Source organism: Caldifermentibacillus hisashii, assembly GCF_039654145.1.
In the GTDB taxonomy this organism is placed as follows: Bacteria; Bacillota; Bacilli; order Bacillales; family Caldibacillaceae; genus Caldifermentibacillus; species Caldifermentibacillus hisashii.
Genome location: NZ_CP155467.1, coordinates 3,067,326 through 3,085,573, shown reverse-complemented (window position 1 = coordinate 3,085,573; position 18,248 = coordinate 3,067,326). Strand labels below are relative to the sequence as shown.

Here is an 18,248-nt window from a genome sequence, read left to right as displayed (position 1 = left end):
TGAAACGTGGAAGATAACGTAAAGCTCTTATTAGTAAGTGATGATGAAATTATACAAAATCAAATACTGAATATAATTGGGGAACATATCCAAACCCAAATTGTGAACCCGGTTGACGTTGTCCGCGAAATAAACCGGGAAGCGAAGGATATCGTCATATTTATTCAGCCAACAAATGATATAGCGGTGGAGAACATTCAATTTATAAAAACGGCAAGCCCATCAACTTTAGTTATTTTTATTGCAAAAACTTCCGACTTTACCTTGCTAAGGAGCATTACAAAAGCCGGAGCAACGGAGTTTTTTGTTTTCCCGGAAGAGCAAGGAGTATTTGCCGCTAAACTTCCTACGATTATAAAAAACTATGAATTGAACAAGGACAATCAGGACACAACCTTTTTCACTTTTGTAAGAGGGAGCGGTCAAATCATTTCTTTTTTCAGCGGTAGCGGGGGAACGGGGAAAACCGTATTGGCATCAACATTCGCACAAACATTGAAGTTGGAATCGACGGCTGAGGTGATTTTAATTGATCTGAATTTGCAATTTGGCGGAATTGAGACGGTCATATCAATAAATTCTAACCGATCGATTGCCGATTTAGCCCCGGTAATCAGAGAATTGAATGAAGGTCATATTCGCAATGTTTCCCAAACGGAGAGTTTTTCAAAAATGGATGTATTAATCAGTCCATGCGATGCGGAAGTGGCCGAAACTTTATCAGAAGATTTTATAACGAAGCTTCTGAGAACCTGTAGAAGAAGTTTCGATTTTGTTATCATTGATCTTCCATCTTTTATCAATAACCAAGTCGTAACTGCTTTGGAGGAATCCGATAAAATTTATTATGTGTTAGTACCGGACACACCATCATTAAAAGTACTAAAACAATTTGAGGAACTCTCAATCCGATTAGGAATTGAATTAAAATCGAGGATGAGCATCATTTTAAACCATGTTGGGAAGGAAAATGAAGTTCAAGAAAAAGATTTGAAGGATATCGTCCGTTTTCCTATCGAAGCCAAAATAAGAAGAGATATAAAGGGGTTACAACCTTTTGTTAATAAAGGGGAACCTGTACGGAAAATGGCGAAAGAAAGAAGGCTGATTCCCTTTGCAAAGGATATTAGAAAATGGGCGCATTCGGTGTTAAAATAGGGGGTTTAAAAAATGTCATCATTATTTGAAAATCGCAGGCAAAAACTGAATGCCAAACCCAATATTCAATCATATCAATACGAAAATCGTTTCGTCGATGAGTTAGTAGAGCATTACAAGGCACGGTTACTGAGGGACACGAATCTCGAATCCCTTACTGAATTATCACAGGGGGAAATGCGTCTTCGAATTGAGCAGATTGTCAGTCAATTTATGTCCGAAGAAAAAGTCATTATATCAAGAAAAGATAAAGAAATACTGATTACGCGAATTTTAGATGAATCAGTCGGGTTTGGACCTTTGGAGCCGCTAATCAATGATCCGACAATAACAGAAATACTAATCAATGGCTATAATGAAGTGTATGTCGAACGACTAGGAAAACTTGAATTAACGGAAGTCAAGTTTCGTAATGATGAACATGTTCGCCATATTGTTGACCGGATTATTTCACCTCTAGGGAGAAGAATAGACGAAAGTTCACCTATGGTTGATGCACGATTACCGGATGGTAGCCGTGTTAATGCTGTTATTTCGCCAATCAGTTTAAATGGAACACTGGTGTCAATCCGAAAGTTTAGAAAAGAACCCTTCAAAATGGCTGACTTGTTAAACTTTTATACATTGAATTCTGCGATGGCACAGTTTCTGGATGGAATTGTCCGGTCGAAAATGAATACACTCATCTCCGGCGGAACAGGTAGCGGAAAAACAACTTTGTTAAATGTCCTCGCTGATTCCATACCGCATGGCGAGCGGGTAATTACCATTGAAGATTCAGCGGAACTTAGATTAGACCGTCCAAATGTTGTCGGCTTAGAAGCAAGACCGTCCAATGTGGAGGGACGTGGGGAGATAACCATTCGGCAACTGGTGAAAAACGCCCTACGGATGCGGCCGGATCGAATTATTGTCGGTGAGGTTCGGGGCGGGGAAGCGTTTGACATGCTTCAAGCTATGAACACCGGTCATGAAGGCTCCCTTACAACCGTTCATGCGAATTCTCCGGATGATGCATTGCGGAGGGTTGAAGCGATGGTCGTCATGGCGGGGATGGAGCTCCCCAGTCATATTATTCGGGAATATATTGTCGGAGCTCTTGATATTATTGTTCAAGCAACCCGATTAACAGATGGAACAAGGAAAATTGTTTCGATATCGGAAGTAAGAAAAAATGCAGATGGCTCTTACTCCGTTGAAGAAATTTTTCAGTTTAAAAGAGTTGGTATTCGGAGCGATGGGAGCATCGAGGGTTATTTCACACCAACCGGCTATGTGCCGCAATGTTTAGATAGATTGAAAGTTTTTGGCGTTACCATACCGAAAGCCGCATTTACACCAATAGAAAAGGAGGTGGTATCATGACCTATTGGCTCGTCTCAACAATGGCTGTATTTGTATTTATTATCGCTTGTTACTTTTATTTGGATTACCGAAAAGAAAAGCGGGATTGGAAGAAAAACGTTGACCATTTTTACAATGATGGTAAAAAGCGGAAAAGTTTTATTGTCGTTTTAGGGGACCGCTTTGATAAAACTGAGATAGCCAAACCAATATATGAAAAATTGGAAGTTGCAAACATTCCTTTTACACCGTCGGAATACATTGGAGCAATTATCGTTTCTTACTTTGGTATTAATTTTTTACTTCATAATATGTTTAATGTTGAATTTCCATTAGCCCTGTTTATTTCCGCACTCCTTCTTGAAGGAGCAAGAAGACTAATCTTTTTCATGAGAAAAGGAAAGCTGAAGCAAAAAATTATTCAACAGTTACCGGAAATTTGTCGTACATTAGCGAACACGACTCGTTCAGGGATGACCTTAAATCAGGGGATTCAACTAGTTGCCCAGGAAATTTCGATGCCGGCAAAGGCAGAATTTAAACGATTAGCATATGAACTATCTCTTGGTGTCGACTTTCATACAGCATTACGGCAAATGGAGAAAAGAATTAATGTTCGAGAATTTCAACTTTTTGTTGCTACATTACTTATTCAAAAAAAGGCAGGTGGTAATTTGTATGCGGTATTAGATGAAATGAGTGAAACATTAGAGGAAAGGAATCTCCTCCAACAGGAAATCAAAACAATGACAGCGGAACAGCGCTATGTCGCGTATATCGTTCCAATTATCCCTATTTTCTTGGTGCTAATGATGAATAATGTGGTTGACGGATTTTTAGACCCGCTATTTTCAGGAGTAGGTTTAGTCTTGTTTGCATTGTTTCTTTTAGGAACGGTTGGAACCTTTCTTCTTGTTAGAAAGATTACCAATATAAAGGTGTGAAAATAAAATTATGGATGGATTAATTGTTATCTTTATTATTTTGGCACTTGGATTTTTCGCACTTGCACTGAGAAACTTCTATTTGTATTTAATGAAAAAACATGAACTCAAAGAAGACATAAAAGAAAAAACCTTTATCCCGTACACATTTGAAAGAAGACTGACAAGAAAAGAAAAATTGATTGCAAAAATGTTTGAATTTGCGGATGACTTTTCTGACCTTGGTCAACGAATAAATTTTTTCAGTGAGAATGATGACGTTCGAAAACTACTTACTCAAGCTGGTTTTCCATATCGATTGACCTTGGCAAGATTCCAGGGCTTAAAGATATTTTTATTAATATTAGGCTTCTTTATCGGGGCTGTCTCACTTGTACTCAGATTTCCTTTTTCCCAATTTACGGTTATTCTTTATCCTGTTTTCGGCTATATGGGGGCCATCCTTTGGTTAAAAAACAAGGCAAAGAAAAGGCAGGAGGAATTATCGTACCAGCTTCCGGATTTTATGGATACAATGAGCGTAACCTTGCAAGCCGGAGTTGGGTTAGATCAAGCATTAAGGGAAATTGTCCCGTATTTTGAGGGACCTATCAAGGAAGAATTCGGCCGTTTCATTCAAGAAATGGATGTTGGTGTTCCAAGGTCGGATGCATATCAGGCGCTGCTTGAACGCAATGATAGCAGGGAATTTCAATTGCTCATTCGCTCATTGATTCAGGGGGAAAGGTTAGGTGTCCCAATATCTAAAACGTTTAAGCAGATTTCAGAGGAAATGCGCAAAATGAAAAAAGAGCAAATCAAAGAAAAGGCGGCAAAAGCTTCGCCAAAGATTACGCTTGTTACTACATTTCTGGTGATGCCATCAGCCCTCATATTTATCGGGGGATTGATGATCATGAATATGTTTTCACAAAACAAAAATTTATTTACATTTTTTGAGTAAAAAAGAAAAGGAGAGAGTGAATGATGAAGAAAAAATTATTAGGTCTGTACATTAAAATGATGCATCCGGTGAAAAATGAGAAAGGAGCACAATCACTGGAATGGTTGGGTTTGGCAGCATTGCTAATCCTCGTGTTGGGGCTTATTTCGCAGGCTGTAAGTAATGAAGAAGAGTCAATAGGAAAAATCATTAAGAATATTATTAAAAAGATTACTGAGATGGTAGGCTAGTAATTATGTTCAAGGAATTTAGAAATACCTAAGGAAATTTTTGTTGTTTTATAAATTAGACTGAAAAGGATGAGTATAATTTGAAATTTACCATCAAACACATTACACTACTCACCATATTATTTTTTGTTTTATATGGTTGCAATTCTAATCATAAGGAAAAAGTAGAAGAAAAACTAGAGGAAGCAACAGAAACTAATGCAGATAGTACTCAGCAAACCAAAAATGAAAACAAAGAAGTGAAAAAAACAACAGAAAATATTCAAGTAGAGCCATTGCCTTCTACGTATACGGACCTTGCTAAATTACCTATTGGAGAATATGCAAATATTACACTTGAACAAATTGAATCTGATAATGAACGAAAGAAGATTATAAGTAATTTACCGGATATATCCGGAAATCCAAGTAAGAAGGAATTAGACTATTTTTATCGTGAACTATTAAGAAAACTGCAAAAAGATTATGAGGGACCGGAAAATCTCATTAACCGATTAAAGTTTGAGGCACTAGGCAGCCCGGAAAATACGGATAGCCGTTATCAATTTAAAGATAACTTAAATGTTGTATTTATTATTGACGCTTCTGGTAGTATGGCGCAAAAAATAAATGGAAAGGAAAAAATGGCATCAGCGAAGGATTCGATTCTCAATTTTGTAAGTAAACTTCCGAAAGACGCCAAAGTTGGAATCAGGGTTTATGGTCATAAGGGAACAGGTTCAGACGCTGACAAAGCATTGTCATGTAGCAGCAGTGAACTTGTCTATCCAATATCCAATTATAATGAGGGTGAGTTCCAAGCAGCACTTAACAAATTTTCACCAAGCGGCTGGACGCCGATTGGTTTAGCCTTGCGGGAGGCGAAAAATGACTTAGCATCCTTTGATGGAGCCAATAATACAAATATCGTTTATTTAGTCAGTGATGGAATTGATACATGTGAAGATCAGCCAATTGAAGCGGCTAAAGATTTATATTCATCCAATATATCACCAATCATAAATGTTATTGGATTTGATGTGGATAGTGAAGGACAAAATCAATTAAAACAAATTGCAGCAGCCACTGACGGGATATATGACACAGTAACCAACGAGGGTGAACTTCAGGAACAGTTGAAGAAATTAAATGATTTAACCAGTCAATGGCAAGAATGGCTTGAAAAAGGTCAACAACATCTTGAAGGACGAAAAATTTCAAATAGTTTAGACATTTTTAACTATATTACTGATGAAGGAAGTAAAGCTACTGATGAAAAAGTGAATATTTATTTAATACTTAGCGAACTGTATGAGGAAAAACTTTTTAGTAAAGAGTCCTATGAATACCTAACTAAAAAGAATACCAAGTACCACCAATGGATTAATGGTGAGGTAGAAAAATTTAAAGAAGAACTTAAAACATTAAATGAACAGAACTATAATGAAGCAATTAACCAGTTACAGGAGAAATACAATGCCAATACCCAATAGGTTGGGGTGAGATTATTTGAGAGGAAGGAAACTTGAAAGAATTTTATATTTAATGCTAGCCTCCATGCTAATCTTTTGGACGGTGTTTCCGGCTGTAAGTGCCTTCGCATATATTACTCCGGGAACACCCATTGTCCCGGGGAAACCAATTACCCCGGGTACGCCGATTCAGGGAGGTACCTTTATTATTCCAGGCAAAGTATATGAACCGGGTAAGGCTGTAAAGAGTGGAGAAAGTGTCAGTGGTTCTTCCGGATTAATCTCCGGGCAGCCTATTGTTCCAGCGACTCCCTTAACATACGGAACTTTTATCATACCAAATGCGCCTCCGGTATTGGGACATCCGGTGCTTGGGGGAACTGCGATACAAGGCGGTCAAGGTCCAAATGGCGGCACGGCAATCAATGGAGGTCAAGGCCCGAATGGCGGCACGGCAATTAACGGCGGTGAAGGCCCGAATGGCGGCACGGCAATCAATGGAGGCCAAGGCCCGAATGGCGGCACGGCAATCAATGGAGGTCAAGGCCCGAACGGCAGTACGTCAATCAATGGAGGCCAAGGCCCGAACGGTGGCACGGCAATCAATGGAGGCCAAGGCCCGAACGGCGGCACCGCAATCAATGGTGGTCAGGGTCCAAATGGCGGGAAAGCAACTAATAGTGGTCAAGGCCCAAATGGTGGTACTGCTACAGATGGCGGTCAAGGCCTTAGTGGAGGCAATTCAGGCAAGAATGGAAATGGACCTTCAAATGGTAATGAACTAATTGGAGAAAGTAGTCAAGAACCCTCATTAATAAATTTACTATTTAAATCAACGGATACAAGTAGAGGGATCGTTGGTCAAATAGCAGGGGTTCTTAAAGATTATAAGACTTATATTCTTGGATTTGCTGATAAAATTGCTCAGGCATCTGCTGCGGGCTATGCAGGCTTTATGTTTAACGAAAAAGGAAACGGAAAGTATGGTGTTAAAGGAAAAAATAAACTGGATAATAAAGTGGTTAATTGGTTTTACGAGAGATATAAAGGTTACAAGCATAAAGGAGAAGAAACCGCTTTTGGTTCATATTCCAGACATATAGGGCAAGAAAGATTGGACTCCTTTTTTAAATCAAAAAGGATTGGTCATGTCTGGGAAAGTGTTAAAGGTTCTGTAAAAGAATCTTGGAATATCTTCTCGAAAGATGCTTATAAGGCCAAAAATTTGTTAAAACTGAATGGACCTGTCAACGTTCTTCTGTCATCATCCAACAATTTAATTGATTATTCCAAGTGGGGAAGGAAGAGTGATTTAGGATACGCTTCAACAGATTTTGCTGCAGATGTGACGGTAGATACAGCAATTGGCGTCGGTTCAACTGCTTTAGGGAGCCTTGCATCGAGTGCGATAGCAGGTGCTGTGGCCGGGTCTACAGTTCCTGTTGTTGGTACAATTGTTGGAGCCGTGGCAGGTTTGGGAACAGGTTTTATTGTAAATTACTTAATAAACGGTACGAAAACTGGTCGGAAAATTAAAACTGCAGTCAGGGATGCTGTTAAGGTTACCTATGATGGAATTGTAAGTGGGGCTAAGAAACTTGGTAAGAGAATAAAAAGTGGTGTTTCTTCAATGTTTAAAAAAGCTGGAAGTTTATTTGGGGGATAGCAGAACATTTTTTGAAAAGTATTTCTATTCTTTATCTACAATTGAAGGTACCTAAAAACAACTAAAGGTATTGCTCGGGTTTGGAACTATTGTCATAAAAATCACTCGACAAAGTTTCAAACCCGATACATAAGATTAGCTATCTCAAAAATGATAAGTAAGGTGATATATTTGATATCAAACAAAAGAATTGTCACGTTTAAAGAGAGTAAAATTATCTCAACAAATTTAGTTATGGCAATGATTGGATTCTTTACAAGCTTTGTTCCTAAAGAATCTTGGACATTAGCGTTGATAAATGAATTTATAGCATTTCTATCTTTTATCTTGTCCCTTATTTTCTGGAGGAAAAATAGGGATTTTAGTGTTCGTTATTTTTCTTTACTATCTTACGTGTTAATGATTGTACTATCTATTTTCTTTGTTGAACCAATATTTAGGATGTTCTATGGAACAAGTACCTTTTGGATACAAATATTCGTATTAATTACTATCATTATTGCATCTTTTCCATTGTCGAAAAAGACTGCAATGGGTTTTATTAAACCAACAAAATATGGAATTTTTGTTTGGGTAATATCTGGTGTTGTCATCGGCCTTGGATCGATTGTATATCGGATTACGCTTTATGCAGAAATACCTGAGGCTTTTCCGATTGCCATTGTTTGTTACTTGTTTTCGTTATTGTTATTGTTTATTAGTCCCATTATGTTAATCAAACCCCATAAAATTGAAGAGATGAGAAACGGAAGTAATGTTAAGAAAAAAAGCATTCGTAAATAATTGGGAATTTAAAAGGTTTCGTCTAAAAGGATTGTTTGATAAAATTGAAGTTTTCACGATAAGTACGTTAATCCAGAGCAACTAAACAACTAAGGCATTAGAAGAATAGAATATTGCCGTTGAGGTGGATTATTTGAAAGGAAGGAAACTTGAAGGAATTCTATATTTATTGCTAGCCTTCATGCTAATCTTTTGGGAGGTGTTTCCGGCTGTAAGTGCCTTTGCATATATTACTCCGGGTACACCGATTCAGGGAGGAACCTTTATTATACCACTGATTGGATTCGGAAGGTTCTTGTATGCTATTTATTATTAATGAAGTACTTGCACTGGTCGCATTGATTTTGTTTTTCCATTTTTGGAGAAAACATCAGAATCATAGTAAAGTTATTTTTCTCTTTTATCTTATATTATGGTCACTACAATGGCAATTTATATAGCCTGTATTTTTAATTCATCCTAAAAGAGTTCATGAATTAAAAAAAGTATCGATAAAAAGGGGAGGAAATAAAAAATGGCCTCTCATTAAGATGCTACACATAATATTTTAGATAGTTTTTGTAAAGCTAAGTGATTCCATTTAGCAGAAAGCAATCAAAATGTTACTAAATGGAGGATTGTATATGTTCAGTTTAAAAGGGTTGTTTAGTACAGTAGGAATTTCCTTAATAAGTACCTTAGTAGTGTCATTTTTAATTGGGTTATTACAAATTAATTACGAATTTTTAGTAGTTTCCATTATTTTCTTAGTTACTTATGTCGTAACCGGAATTACAGCTCCTATTTGGAATCCAAAGACGCCATATTTTTCCAGCTATTTAGCAAGTATAATATTAACTCTTTTCAATTTTTTTGCTGCGAATTATGTTTTAGGGGTAAATGTTCTTTTTAATCCTGATGGTGTAAATAATAGTTTAGTAATAAGTACCACAACATCATTGATAACAACATTTATCTTTTTACAAATTACGAAACGAAATCAGGTGACCAATGATGATTAGGGATACATTAGATATTTATAATCGTAACTTAGTCAACATCATTATTGTTTCTTGTATTCTAGTGATACCAGTTACGATTTTTTTATTACTAGCTGGTCAATATATGTATGAGTTGAATATTGAACAACCATATATTCCAATTTTTTTCTTTGTTATTCTAAATTTTACAGTTCTGTTCCCACCATTCTTTTTTATAACCTGGCATGATTTAAATGATCAATCTTATCAATGGAGTGCTATGTTTAAGGCGTTCATAAACAACTTTGGGTATATATTCATTTTTACTTTCATCTTTTATATTCTATCTGTTTATGGTTCGTTTTTATTATTGATTCCAACTTTTATCGGATTGTCAATGATCTTATTAATGCCATTATTTATACAGAAGAAATCGATTCGGGATTCATTACGATCTGCATGGAAAGTAGTTAAAGAGGAAAATATATTTATTTTAATTGATTTGTTAATTATTGTTTCCTTAAATGTGTTCGTTTGGTCAGGTGCACTGTACATTGTCCAAGGATTTGAAAATAATTTGTTTTTTTACATTATATTGCGTTCACTAATTAATGCATTGCTGTTTCCGTTCATTTACATTTATTTAACGATAAAATATCAACAAGATTAAAAAATATATTTTAAGGGGAATCGTTATGGAGCCTGAGATTGAAAAGAATGAAATGATATATATGAAAAAAACAAATGTTTTTTTTGTTGTTTTTCTATCTGTCCTAACTTTAGGTATTTATATTGGATACTGGTTTTTAAGCAGGAAAAAAGACATTATCCGGCTGCGTGAACAAAATTATATTCCCTTTAAATGGTGGTGGGTGTTTATCATTTTTCTTGTTGTTTCGTTTATTTACCAGTTTTTAGGAGGGGCTTTTTTAACGGATTTAGGATTAAATTTCTTTGATTCATTGGATACGATTTGTTCATTCTTTTATTTAGGTTTGTTGTATTATTCAACTTTTCGATTAAAAGAGTTACTTGAGGAAGAAGTTGAAGAAATATTTAGTCCGGTTTTATTAGTATTGTTTCATATTTGGTATCTCCAATATAAAATTAATCGTTTAGTTGATGCCGGGGGAAATTTATGATGAAAAGGGAAAAACGGTTAAAAAATGAAGAAGGTGCAATAAGTTTTGAATTTCTCGGGATTCTTCCGTTTTATTTTATGCTTTTCTTGTTGCTTTGGCAGGTTGTTGCATCGGGGTATGCACTTATGACCGCAAAAACAGCTGCAAATGAGGCGGCAAAAGTATTTGCTTTGGAAGAAGATGAACTTAAAGCGGAAAATAAAGCGAAAGAGGTTATTGGAAAAAGTTCTGTCTTATTATTGGAGAAATTTGAAGTGGTACCGGTTAGTGGTGATCCTACGATGCCAGTAGGGGAGGACTTTAAAGTGAAGATGGATTTAAAGCATCAACTTGTTTTTGTTCCTAAAGAGTGGAAAAAGACGACGGCCATTGACTTTAAAGAAGAAACGGCGAGCCGGGTGATGAGATGAAGAATTTAGATGAACGTGGAAATGCAAGTTTTTATATTATCTGGATTGTTTTTATCATGGGACTCATGCTGGTTTTAATTATTAATATCAGTGGTGTGTTTGTCACCAAGCAACAAGCTTCAAATGCAGCAGAACAAGCGAGTATTGCGGCAACGGATGTGTTATACGATGGGATTCGGGAAGCCGTAAGTGATTATGACCAATATCAAATTCAAAAGTTTTTAGAAGCAAACCCACTAGGAGTATTTCCTGAAGAGCAAAAGCTTTCTTATAAAATTGACCAACAAGAAACTAACTTATTGGCAGTGGGCTACTCTCGAAATGAGGCGGCCATCCAAGCGATTGACCAGGTGGTTGAAGCGGAATTACCCGGCTTAGACGAAATGCTTGAAACATATATTACAGATAAAATTCGTACGAAATTAACAGACATAAGGCAAGTAGCAGCAGATGTAATCCAAAGAAATAACGGGGATACCAGTAAATCAGAAATAACTGTTTTTAAAGATGAGCGTGTCCAAGTAAAAGCCGTAGTTCACTTCGAAGGGCAAGAGCAGGAAAAGTTTTTACGAAAAATAGTCAGTGATATTCCTCAAAAGGGGAGTGGACCAAAACTTGATTTTGTTCATCGCTTAGGGTGGGGAGAGGCAACTTATCCGCTAGATTAGTGTCAGTTTAGCTAGATAACTAATTCTACTTAAAAAATTTTTAAAAGGGAGGTGTCTAGGTATGAAAATTTTTAAAAGTATTCTTGTTTCCGCACTACTTCTATTTTTACTAAGTGCATGCAGTAATGATAGCGCCAAGGAAAGTAACGAAACAGAAGATAAATCTACACCGGGAAATGAACAGACGGTAAAAAAGGAAAGGAAAGAGAAAGCGGTTAATGGCAATATAAAGGTGGAACCATTACCAACAACATATCAGGAGCTGGCTGAATTGCCAATTGGTAAGTATTACAATATGGACACATCCGGAGAAAATTCAAAAGAGGAAATTTTAAAGGTCTTTAGTGATTTACCTGATATATCCGGAAACCCAAGTGAAAAAGAATTAGATTATTTTTATAGAGAACTGCTAAAAAGAATGCAACAGGATTATGAGGGTCCGGAAAATCTCATTAACCGATTAAAGTTTGAGGCACTAGGCAGCCCGGAAAATACGGATAGCCGTTATCAATTTAAAGATAACTTAAATGTTGTATTTATTATTGACGCATCTGGCAGTATGGCTCAAAAAATTAATGGAAAAGAGAAAATGGCATCAGCGAAAGATTCGATTCTCAATTTTGTAAATAAACTTCCGAAAGATGCGAAAGTTGGAATCAGGGTTTATGGTCATAAGGGAACAGGTTCAGACGCTGACAAAGCATTGTCATGTAGCAGCAGTGAACTTGTCTATCCAATATCGAATTTTAATGAGGGTGAGTTCCGAGCTGCACTCAATAAATTTTCACCAAGTGGCTGGACGCCTATTGGATTGGCTTTGCGGGAAGCTAAAAATGACTTATCATCCTTTGATGGAGCTAATAATACAAATATCGTTTTTTTAGTCAGTGATGGAATTGATACATGTGATGATCAACCGATTGAAGCGGCTAAAGAATTATATTCGTCTAATATTTCCCCAATTATCAATGTCATTGGATTTGATGTGGATAGTAAAGGCCAAAACCAATTGCGAGAAATTGCCGCTGCCACTGAAGGAATTTACGGTACCGTAACAAATGAAGGGGAATTGCAAAAGGAACTGGATAATTTAAGTAATTTGGCAGAACAATGGAAAGAATGGTTAGAGCAGGGAAAGCAAAAAATTGAATCTAAAAAAATACAAAACGACTTGGCCATTTTTTCATACATTACACACGAGGAAGGGAAAGCACTAAAGGAAGGGATAAAAATAGATCTTATTTTATTTGAATTACATGAAGCTGGTCGTATGAGTGACGAATCTCTTGAATATCTAGAAACCAAGCATAAAGACTATCATTTATGGATACAAGAAGAGATAAAAAAATTTAAAGTAGAATTAGAATCATTAAATGAAAAAAGTTTTTCTGAAGCAATAAATAAACTTGAGAGTAAATATATTTCTAGTACGAATACCCAATAGGTTGGGGTGAGATTATTTGAGAGGAAGGAAACTTGAAAGAATTTTATATTTAATGCTAGCCTCCATGCTAATCTTTTGGACGCTGTTTCCGGCTGTAAGTGTCTTTGCATAACACCCATTGTCCCGGGGAAACCAATTACCCCGGGTACACCGATTCAGGGGGGAACCTTTATTATACCAGGCAAAGTGTATGAACCGGGTAAAGCTGTAAAGGGCGGAGATAGTGTCAGTGGTTCTTCCGGATTAATCTCCGGGCAGCCTATCGTTCCAGCGACTCCCTTAACATACGGAACTTTTATCATACCAAATGCGCCTCCGGTATTGGGACATCCGGTGCTTGGGGGAACTGCGATACAAGGCGGTCAAGGTCCAAATGGCGGCACGGCAATCAATGGAGGTCAAGGCCCGAATAGCGGCACGGCAATCAATGGAGGTCAAGGCCCGAATGGCGGCACGGCAATTAACGGCGGTGAAGGCCCGAATGGTGGTACGGCAATTAACGGCGGTGAAGGCCCGAATGGTGGCACGGCAATCAATGGAGGTCAAGGCCCGAATGGTGGCACGGCAATCAATGGAGGTCAGAGCTCGAATGGCGGTAGCGCAATCAATGGAGGTCAAGGTCCGAATGGTGGCACCGCAATCAATGATGGCCAGGGCCCAAATGGTGGCACGGCAATCAATGGTGGTCAGAGTCCAAATGGCGGGACAGCAACTAATAGTGGTCAAGACCCAAATGGTGGAACAGCTACAGGTCGAGGCCAAGGACCTAGTAATGGAAATACATCTTTGCCCGGTAACGGTCCAAATACAAGTGATTCAGAAAATGAAACATCTTGGTTGTACAAGACCATTGATTCGGGATTAAATTTGGCAAAAACAGTCAAAAGGTGGGGGCTGGATTTTTATTTTGCTGGAGATTCAATTGCACAAGGCATAGTTGCTCATGGGGCAGGATATAAGTTTGTTAAAAATGAAAAATATAAAAGCGGTCATAAGTATAAATATTTAGGAAACCGAAAAGTAGAAGGGAAATTTAAACAAAAACTACTTGATAAATTTTCCTCAGACATAAAAGACAATAAACGAAATTATAACTCTTTTGAAAGAAAACAATACCTTAGGGATAAGGGATTACTGGGATTCAAAGAGACATTTAAAAAGAGTATTAGAGATAATTGGTTTCCTTTTTTTAAGCAAGAAAAGCAGGTCAAAATGAAGGGGCATAAAGTTCCAAAGATTGAATCAAAATGGACATTTAATAAAGATTTTATTAAACCTTCTAAGTTATTAAAAGGGAATGGATTCGTAAACACTATTTTCACATTTGGTCAAACCTTGAATGATTATACACTTGGCCCTAAAAAGTCAAAATTATTTACTTCAGAATTCTTTGCGGATCTCTCTACAGATGCAACAATTGGAATTGGGACAACATTTATATCATCCGTTGCATCCAGTGCTGCAGTCGGGATGGTTGGCGGTTCTGTAGTTCCTGGATTAGGTACAGCTGCAGGGGCAGCAGCAGGCTTAGCGACAGGCATTTTAACTTATTTCATAATGAACTCGGATATTGGTAAATCGGTAAAAAGAGGCATTCGAACAGGATTTAAAAAAGCTTACGATGGTATTGGAAAAGCAGGTAATTGGATAGGTTCAAAATTTAAATCGGGGTTTAAAAAAATAGGTGGTATCTTTGGATAATAATCGACTTACATTTAAAGAAAGTAAATTACTTTCGGCTTTTGGATTTAATTTATTTTTTGCCTCGGCTGCTAGCGCAGTACCGGAGTGGAGTACAAAGTTTTGGCTAATTAATACGACTGTTGCCATGTTCTTTATCATTCGGACTGTTTATGCTTGGTTGACAATGACTGACAGTAAAAGATATTTTTCGATTGGGAGCTACGGTATGATTTTTATGATGGCATTTGTATGCCCACAACCGATTATCCGATTACTTTGGATAGGTGAAAGTCATTTATGGATTCTTTTTGTGGTCACTTGGTTATTATTATTTATTGTCACCCACCTATCTAAATGGAAAATTGGCAAAATGTTTAAAGATCCATTTGATTCCAAGGGTGGAAGAATTTTTCATATATTATTTCTTATTGTTATCATCATTCTTCCCTTCATTATGATATTTACTAGTCAAGAGGGGACGACCATAACAGACCAGTACATTGAATTTATGGCAATGGGGGCAGTGCTATACATTATTTCTCTTTTCTGTTTGTTTATGTTGCCGGCTTTTCTCATCAAGCCGGAAGAGATGGATTCCCTTTAAATGAAATGGAAGTAGGCGGTTCTTAATCTGTTACCGCCATACCTAAAAGCTAGAATTGTATGTTTCACGTTCTAAATTTTTAATGAAAGCAATAAGTATTTATTTGTCCGCATATAGAGGACTAAACTTAGGATGAATACAGGCATTTTATTCAAGAGATGAACCAAGATCCACTGCTTAACAAACACCGCTTGTACGTAAAATCAATAGAAATTTTAGTTGCTCAATTACTCTTTAATTTAAGGGTGAAGTTAGGTGTTCCTATTTCAAAAACATTCCAACAGGATTACAGAATTGATAAGCTAATATTTTTGTATAAAGAATTTAGAAATGCCTTACGAACTTTTTGTCATTCTAAAATTAGACAGAAAAGGATGAGTATATTTTGAAGTTAATTATCAAATATCTTACACTACTCGCCATATTATTTTTTGTTTTATATGGATGCAATTCTAATCATAAGGAAAAGGCAGAAGAAAAACTGGAGAAAGCAACAGAAACTAATGCAGATAGTACTCAGCAAACCAAAAATGAAAACAAAGAAGTGAAAAAAACAACAGAAAATATTCAAGTAGAGTCATTGCCTTCTACGTATACGGACCTTGCTAAATTACCTATTGGAGAATATGCAAATATTACAATTGAACAAATTGAATCTGATAATGAACGAAAGAAGATTATAAGTAATTTACCGGATATATCCGGAAATCCAAGTAAGAAGGAATTAGACTATTTTTATCGTGAACTATTAAGAAAACTGCAAAAAGATTATGAGGGACCGGAAAATCTAATTAATCGTTTAAAATTTGAGTTCTTCGGTGCCCCGGATTCCGATAATTCACGATATCAATTCAAAGAAAATCTAAATGTTATATTTATCATTGATTCATCGGGTAGTATGGCCCAAAAAATTGACGGAAGAGAGAAAATGGCTTCTGCGAAAGAATCAATTCTTAAATTTGTAAGTAAACTACCAAAAGATGCGAAAGTTGGAATCAGGGTTTATGGTCATAAGGGAACAGGTTCAGACGCTGACAAAGCATTGTCATGTAGCAGCAGTGAACTTGTCTATCCAATATCGAATTATAATGCAGGCGAGTTCCAAGCAGCACTTAACAAATTTTCACCAAGCGGCTGGACGCCGATTGGTTTAGCCTTGCGGGAAGCGAAAAATGACTTAGCATCCTTTGATGGAGCCAATAATACAAATATCGTTTATTTAGTCAGTGATGGAATTGATACATGTGAAGATCAGCCGATTGAAGCGGCTAAAGATTTGTATTCATCAAATATATCCCCAATCATAAATGTTATTGGATTTGATGTAGATAGTGAAGGACAAAATCAATTAAAACAAATTGCAGCAGCAACGGACGGTATATATGAAACAGTAACTAATGAGGGCGAACTTCAGGAACAGTTGAAGAAATTAAATGATTTAACCAGTCAATGGCAAGAATGGCTTGAAAAAGGTCAACAACATCTTGAAGGACAAAAAATTTCAAATAGCTTAGACATTTTTAACTATATTACTGATGAGGGAAGTAAAGCTACTGATGAAAAAGTGAATATTTATTTAATACTTAGCGAACTGTATGAGGACAAACTTTTTAGTAAAGAGTCCTATGAATACCTAACTAAAAAGAATACCAAGTACCACCAATGGATTAATGGTGAGGTAGAAAAATTCAAAGAAGAACTTAAAGCATTAAATGAACAGAACTATAACGAAGCAATTAACCAGTTACAGGAGAAATACAATACCAATACCCAATAGGTTGGGGTGAGATTATTTGAGAGGAAGGAAACTTGAAAGAATTTTATATTTAATGCTAGCCTCTATGCTAATCTTTTGGACGGTGTTTCCGGCTGTAAGTGCCTTTGCATATATTACTCCGGGAACACCCATTGTCCCGGGGAAACCAATTACCCCGGGTGCACCGATTCAGGGAGGAACATTTATTATACCAGGCAAAGTATATGAACCGGGTAATTCTAGGGTCTAAATTTTAAATCTGTATTTAGAAAATAGGTGGTATCTTTGGATAATAATCGACTTACATTTAAAGAAAGTAAATTAGTTTCAGCAATTGGATTTAATTTATTTTTTGCTTTATTATTTAGTGCATTACCGGAGTGGAGTACAAAATTTTGGTTAATTAATACAACTGTTGCTATGTTCTTTATCATTCGAACTGCTTATGCTTGGCTGACAATGACAGATAGTAAAAGATATTTTTCGATAATGAGCTACGGTATGATTTTTATGATGGCATTTGTAGGTGCACAACCGATTATTCGATTACTTTGGATTGGGGAAAGTCATTTATGGATTCTTTTTGTGGTCACATGGTTATTATTATTTATTGTCACCCACCTATCAAAATGGAAAATTGGCAAAATGTTTAAAGATCCATTTGATTCCAAGGGTGGGAGGATTTTCCATATATTATTTCTTATTGTTATCATCATTCTTCCCTTCATTATGATATTTACTAGTCAAGAGGGGACGACAATAGCAGAACAGTACATTGAATTTATGGCAATGGGGGCAGTTGCTTATATTATTTCTCTTTTCTGTTTGTTTATGTTGCCGGCTTTTCTCATCAAGCCGGAAGAGATGGATTCCCTTTAAATGAAATGGAAGTAGGCGGTTTGCAATGTGTTACCGCCTCACCGAAAAGCTGGAATTGTATGTTTCACGTTTTAAATAGCAATTAGTATTTATTTGACCCGGATATAGAGGACTAAATTAAGGAGGAATACAGGCATTTTATTCAAGAGATGAACCAAGATCCACTGCTTAACAAACACCGCTT

19 protein-coding genes are annotated in these 18,248 nt (G+C 36.6%); all 19 read left to right on the top strand.

Annotated features, from left to right (window positions below; all coding sequences use genetic code 11):
- Positions 1-6 precede the first annotated feature (6 nt).
- The 19 genes from NSQ14_RS15080 (at position 7) to NSQ14_RS14990 (ending at position 18,064) form a co-directional block, all read left to right on the top strand.
- Positions 7-1,158 (top strand): AAA family ATPase, encoded by a 1,152-nt coding sequence (locus tag NSQ14_RS15080; RefSeq protein WP_095142694.1) that lies wholly within the window; start codon positions 7-9, stop codon positions 1,156-1,158.
- 12 nt (positions 1,159-1,170) lie between these two features.
- Positions 1,171-2,523, top strand: a complete 1,353-nt coding sequence (locus NSQ14_RS15075) for a CpaF family protein (RefSeq protein ID WP_034772282.1) — start codon at positions 1,171-1,173, stop codon at positions 2,521-2,523.
- The gene (locus NSQ14_RS15070; RefSeq protein WP_041846093.1) at positions 2,520-3,446 is read left to right on the top strand and encodes a type II secretion system F family protein; all 927 of its coding nucleotides are present in this window, start codon (positions 2,520-2,522) and stop codon (positions 3,444-3,446) included. The genes NSQ14_RS15075 and NSQ14_RS15070 overlap by 4 nt, the downstream gene beginning before the upstream one ends.
- Positions 3,447-3,456: 10 nt before the next feature.
- Positions 3,457-4,389: a type II secretion system F family protein gene (locus tag NSQ14_RS15065; protein WP_041846094.1), complete on the top strand. Its 933-nt coding sequence runs from the start codon at positions 3,457-3,459 to the stop codon at positions 4,387-4,389.
- A 20-nt stretch (positions 4,390-4,409) separates the two neighbouring features.
- A complete protein-coding gene (locus tag NSQ14_RS15060; RefSeq protein WP_235819669.1) occupies positions 4,410-4,619 on the top strand; it encodes a hypothetical protein in 210 nt (69 codons plus the stop codon).
- Positions 4,620-4,699: 80 nt separating this feature from the next.
- Positions 4,700-6,091, top strand: a complete 1,392-nt coding sequence (locus NSQ14_RS15055; RefSeq protein WP_346216544.1) for a vWA domain-containing protein — start codon at positions 4,700-4,702, stop codon at positions 6,089-6,091.
- Between the two features lie 16 nt (positions 6,092-6,107).
- Complete coding sequence (locus NSQ14_RS15050; RefSeq protein ID WP_346216543.1) at positions 6,108-7,736, top strand: hypothetical protein; 1,629 nt, start codon at positions 6,108-6,110, stop codon at positions 7,734-7,736.
- A 171-nt stretch (positions 7,737-7,907) separates the two neighbouring features.
- Positions 7,908-8,519, top strand: coding sequence for a hypothetical protein (locus tag NSQ14_RS15045; RefSeq protein ID WP_095142688.1), 612 nt, complete (start codon positions 7,908-7,910; stop codon positions 8,517-8,519).
- 623 nt (positions 8,520-9,142) lie between these two features.
- A complete protein-coding gene (locus NSQ14_RS15040) occupies positions 9,143-9,520 on the top strand; it encodes a hypothetical protein (RefSeq protein WP_095142690.1) in 378 nt (125 codons plus the stop codon).
- On the top strand, positions 9,513-10,148 hold the full coding sequence (locus NSQ14_RS15035) for a hypothetical protein (RefSeq protein ID WP_095142691.1): 636 nt from the start codon (positions 9,513-9,515) through the stop codon (positions 10,146-10,148). The genes NSQ14_RS15040 and NSQ14_RS15035 overlap by 8 nt, the downstream gene beginning before the upstream one ends.
- 25 nt (positions 10,149-10,173) lie before the next feature.
- Complete coding sequence (locus NSQ14_RS15030; RefSeq protein WP_346207551.1) at positions 10,174-10,620, top strand: hypothetical protein; 447 nt, start codon at positions 10,174-10,176, stop codon at positions 10,618-10,620.
- Complete coding sequence (locus tag NSQ14_RS15025) at positions 10,620-11,030, top strand: pilus assembly protein (protein WP_041846190.1); 411 nt, start codon at positions 10,620-10,622, stop codon at positions 11,028-11,030. The genes NSQ14_RS15030 and NSQ14_RS15025 overlap by 1 nt, the downstream gene beginning before the upstream one ends.
- The gene (locus tag NSQ14_RS15020) at positions 11,027-11,698 is read left to right on the top strand and encodes a pilus assembly protein TadG-related protein (protein ID WP_095142692.1); all 672 of its coding nucleotides are present in this window, start codon (positions 11,027-11,029) and stop codon (positions 11,696-11,698) included. Before NSQ14_RS15025 ends, NSQ14_RS15020 begins: the two co-directional genes overlap by 4 nt.
- A gap of 61 nt (positions 11,699-11,759) precedes the next feature.
- Positions 11,760-13,142, top strand: coding sequence for a vWA domain-containing protein (locus NSQ14_RS15015; RefSeq protein ID WP_346216542.1), 1,383 nt, complete (start codon positions 11,760-11,762; stop codon positions 13,140-13,142).
- Positions 13,143-13,328: 186 nt separating this feature from the next.
- On the top strand, positions 13,329-14,843 hold the full coding sequence (locus NSQ14_RS15010) for a hypothetical protein (protein ID WP_346216541.1): 1,515 nt from the start codon (positions 13,329-13,331) through the stop codon (positions 14,841-14,843).
- Positions 14,836-15,429, top strand: coding sequence for a hypothetical protein (locus tag NSQ14_RS15005; protein ID WP_051989143.1), 594 nt, complete (start codon positions 14,836-14,838; stop codon positions 15,427-15,429). The genes NSQ14_RS15010 and NSQ14_RS15005 overlap by 8 nt, the downstream gene beginning before the upstream one ends.
- 385 nt (positions 15,430-15,814) lie before the next feature.
- On the top strand, positions 15,815-17,206 hold the full coding sequence (locus NSQ14_RS15000) for a vWA domain-containing protein (RefSeq protein ID WP_346216540.1): 1,392 nt from the start codon (positions 15,815-15,817) through the stop codon (positions 17,204-17,206).
- A gap of 16 nt (positions 17,207-17,222) precedes the next feature.
- The gene (locus tag NSQ14_RS14995; protein ID WP_346207541.1) at positions 17,223-17,435 is read left to right on the top strand and encodes a hypothetical protein; all 213 of its coding nucleotides are present in this window, start codon (positions 17,223-17,225) and stop codon (positions 17,433-17,435) included.
- 35 nt (positions 17,436-17,470) lie between these two features.
- Positions 17,471-18,064, top strand: a complete 594-nt coding sequence (locus NSQ14_RS14990; RefSeq protein WP_346216539.1) for a hypothetical protein — start codon at positions 17,471-17,473, stop codon at positions 18,062-18,064.
- The last annotated feature ends 184 nt before the right edge of the window (positions 18,065-18,248 follow it).

Bases quoted from the DNA above. Each gene is read 5' to 3' on its own strand.
- NSQ14_RS15075 (WP_034772282.1), top strand. From the start codon at position 1,171: ATGTCATCATTATTTGAAAATCGCAGGCAAAAACTGAATGCCAAACCC.
- NSQ14_RS15070 (WP_041846093.1), top strand. From the start codon at position 2,520: ATGACCTATTGGCTCGTCTCAACAATGGCTGTATTTGTATTTATTATC.
- NSQ14_RS15065 (WP_041846094.1), top strand. From the start codon at position 3,457: ATGGATGGATTAATTGTTATCTTTATTATTTTGGCACTTGGATTTTTC.
- NSQ14_RS15060 (WP_235819669.1), top strand. From the start codon at position 4,410: ATGATGAAGAAAAAATTATTAGGTCTGTACATTAAAATGATGCATCCG.
- NSQ14_RS15040 (WP_095142690.1), top strand. From the start codon at position 9,143: ATGTTCAGTTTAAAAGGGTTGTTTAGTACAGTAGGAATTTCCTTAATA.
- NSQ14_RS15035 (WP_095142691.1), top strand. From the start codon at position 9,513: ATGATTAGGGATACATTAGATATTTATAATCGTAACTTAGTCAACATC.
- NSQ14_RS15030 (WP_346207551.1), top strand. From the start codon at position 10,174: ATGGAGCCTGAGATTGAAAAGAATGAAATGATATATATGAAAAAAACA.
- NSQ14_RS15025 (WP_041846190.1), top strand. From the start codon at position 10,620: ATGAAAAGGGAAAAACGGTTAAAAAATGAAGAAGGTGCAATAAGTTTT.
- NSQ14_RS15020 (WP_095142692.1), top strand. From the start codon at position 11,027: ATGAAGAATTTAGATGAACGTGGAAATGCAAGTTTTTATATTATCTGG.
- NSQ14_RS15015 (WP_346216542.1), top strand. From the start codon at position 11,760: ATGAAAATTTTTAAAAGTATTCTTGTTTCCGCACTACTTCTATTTTTA.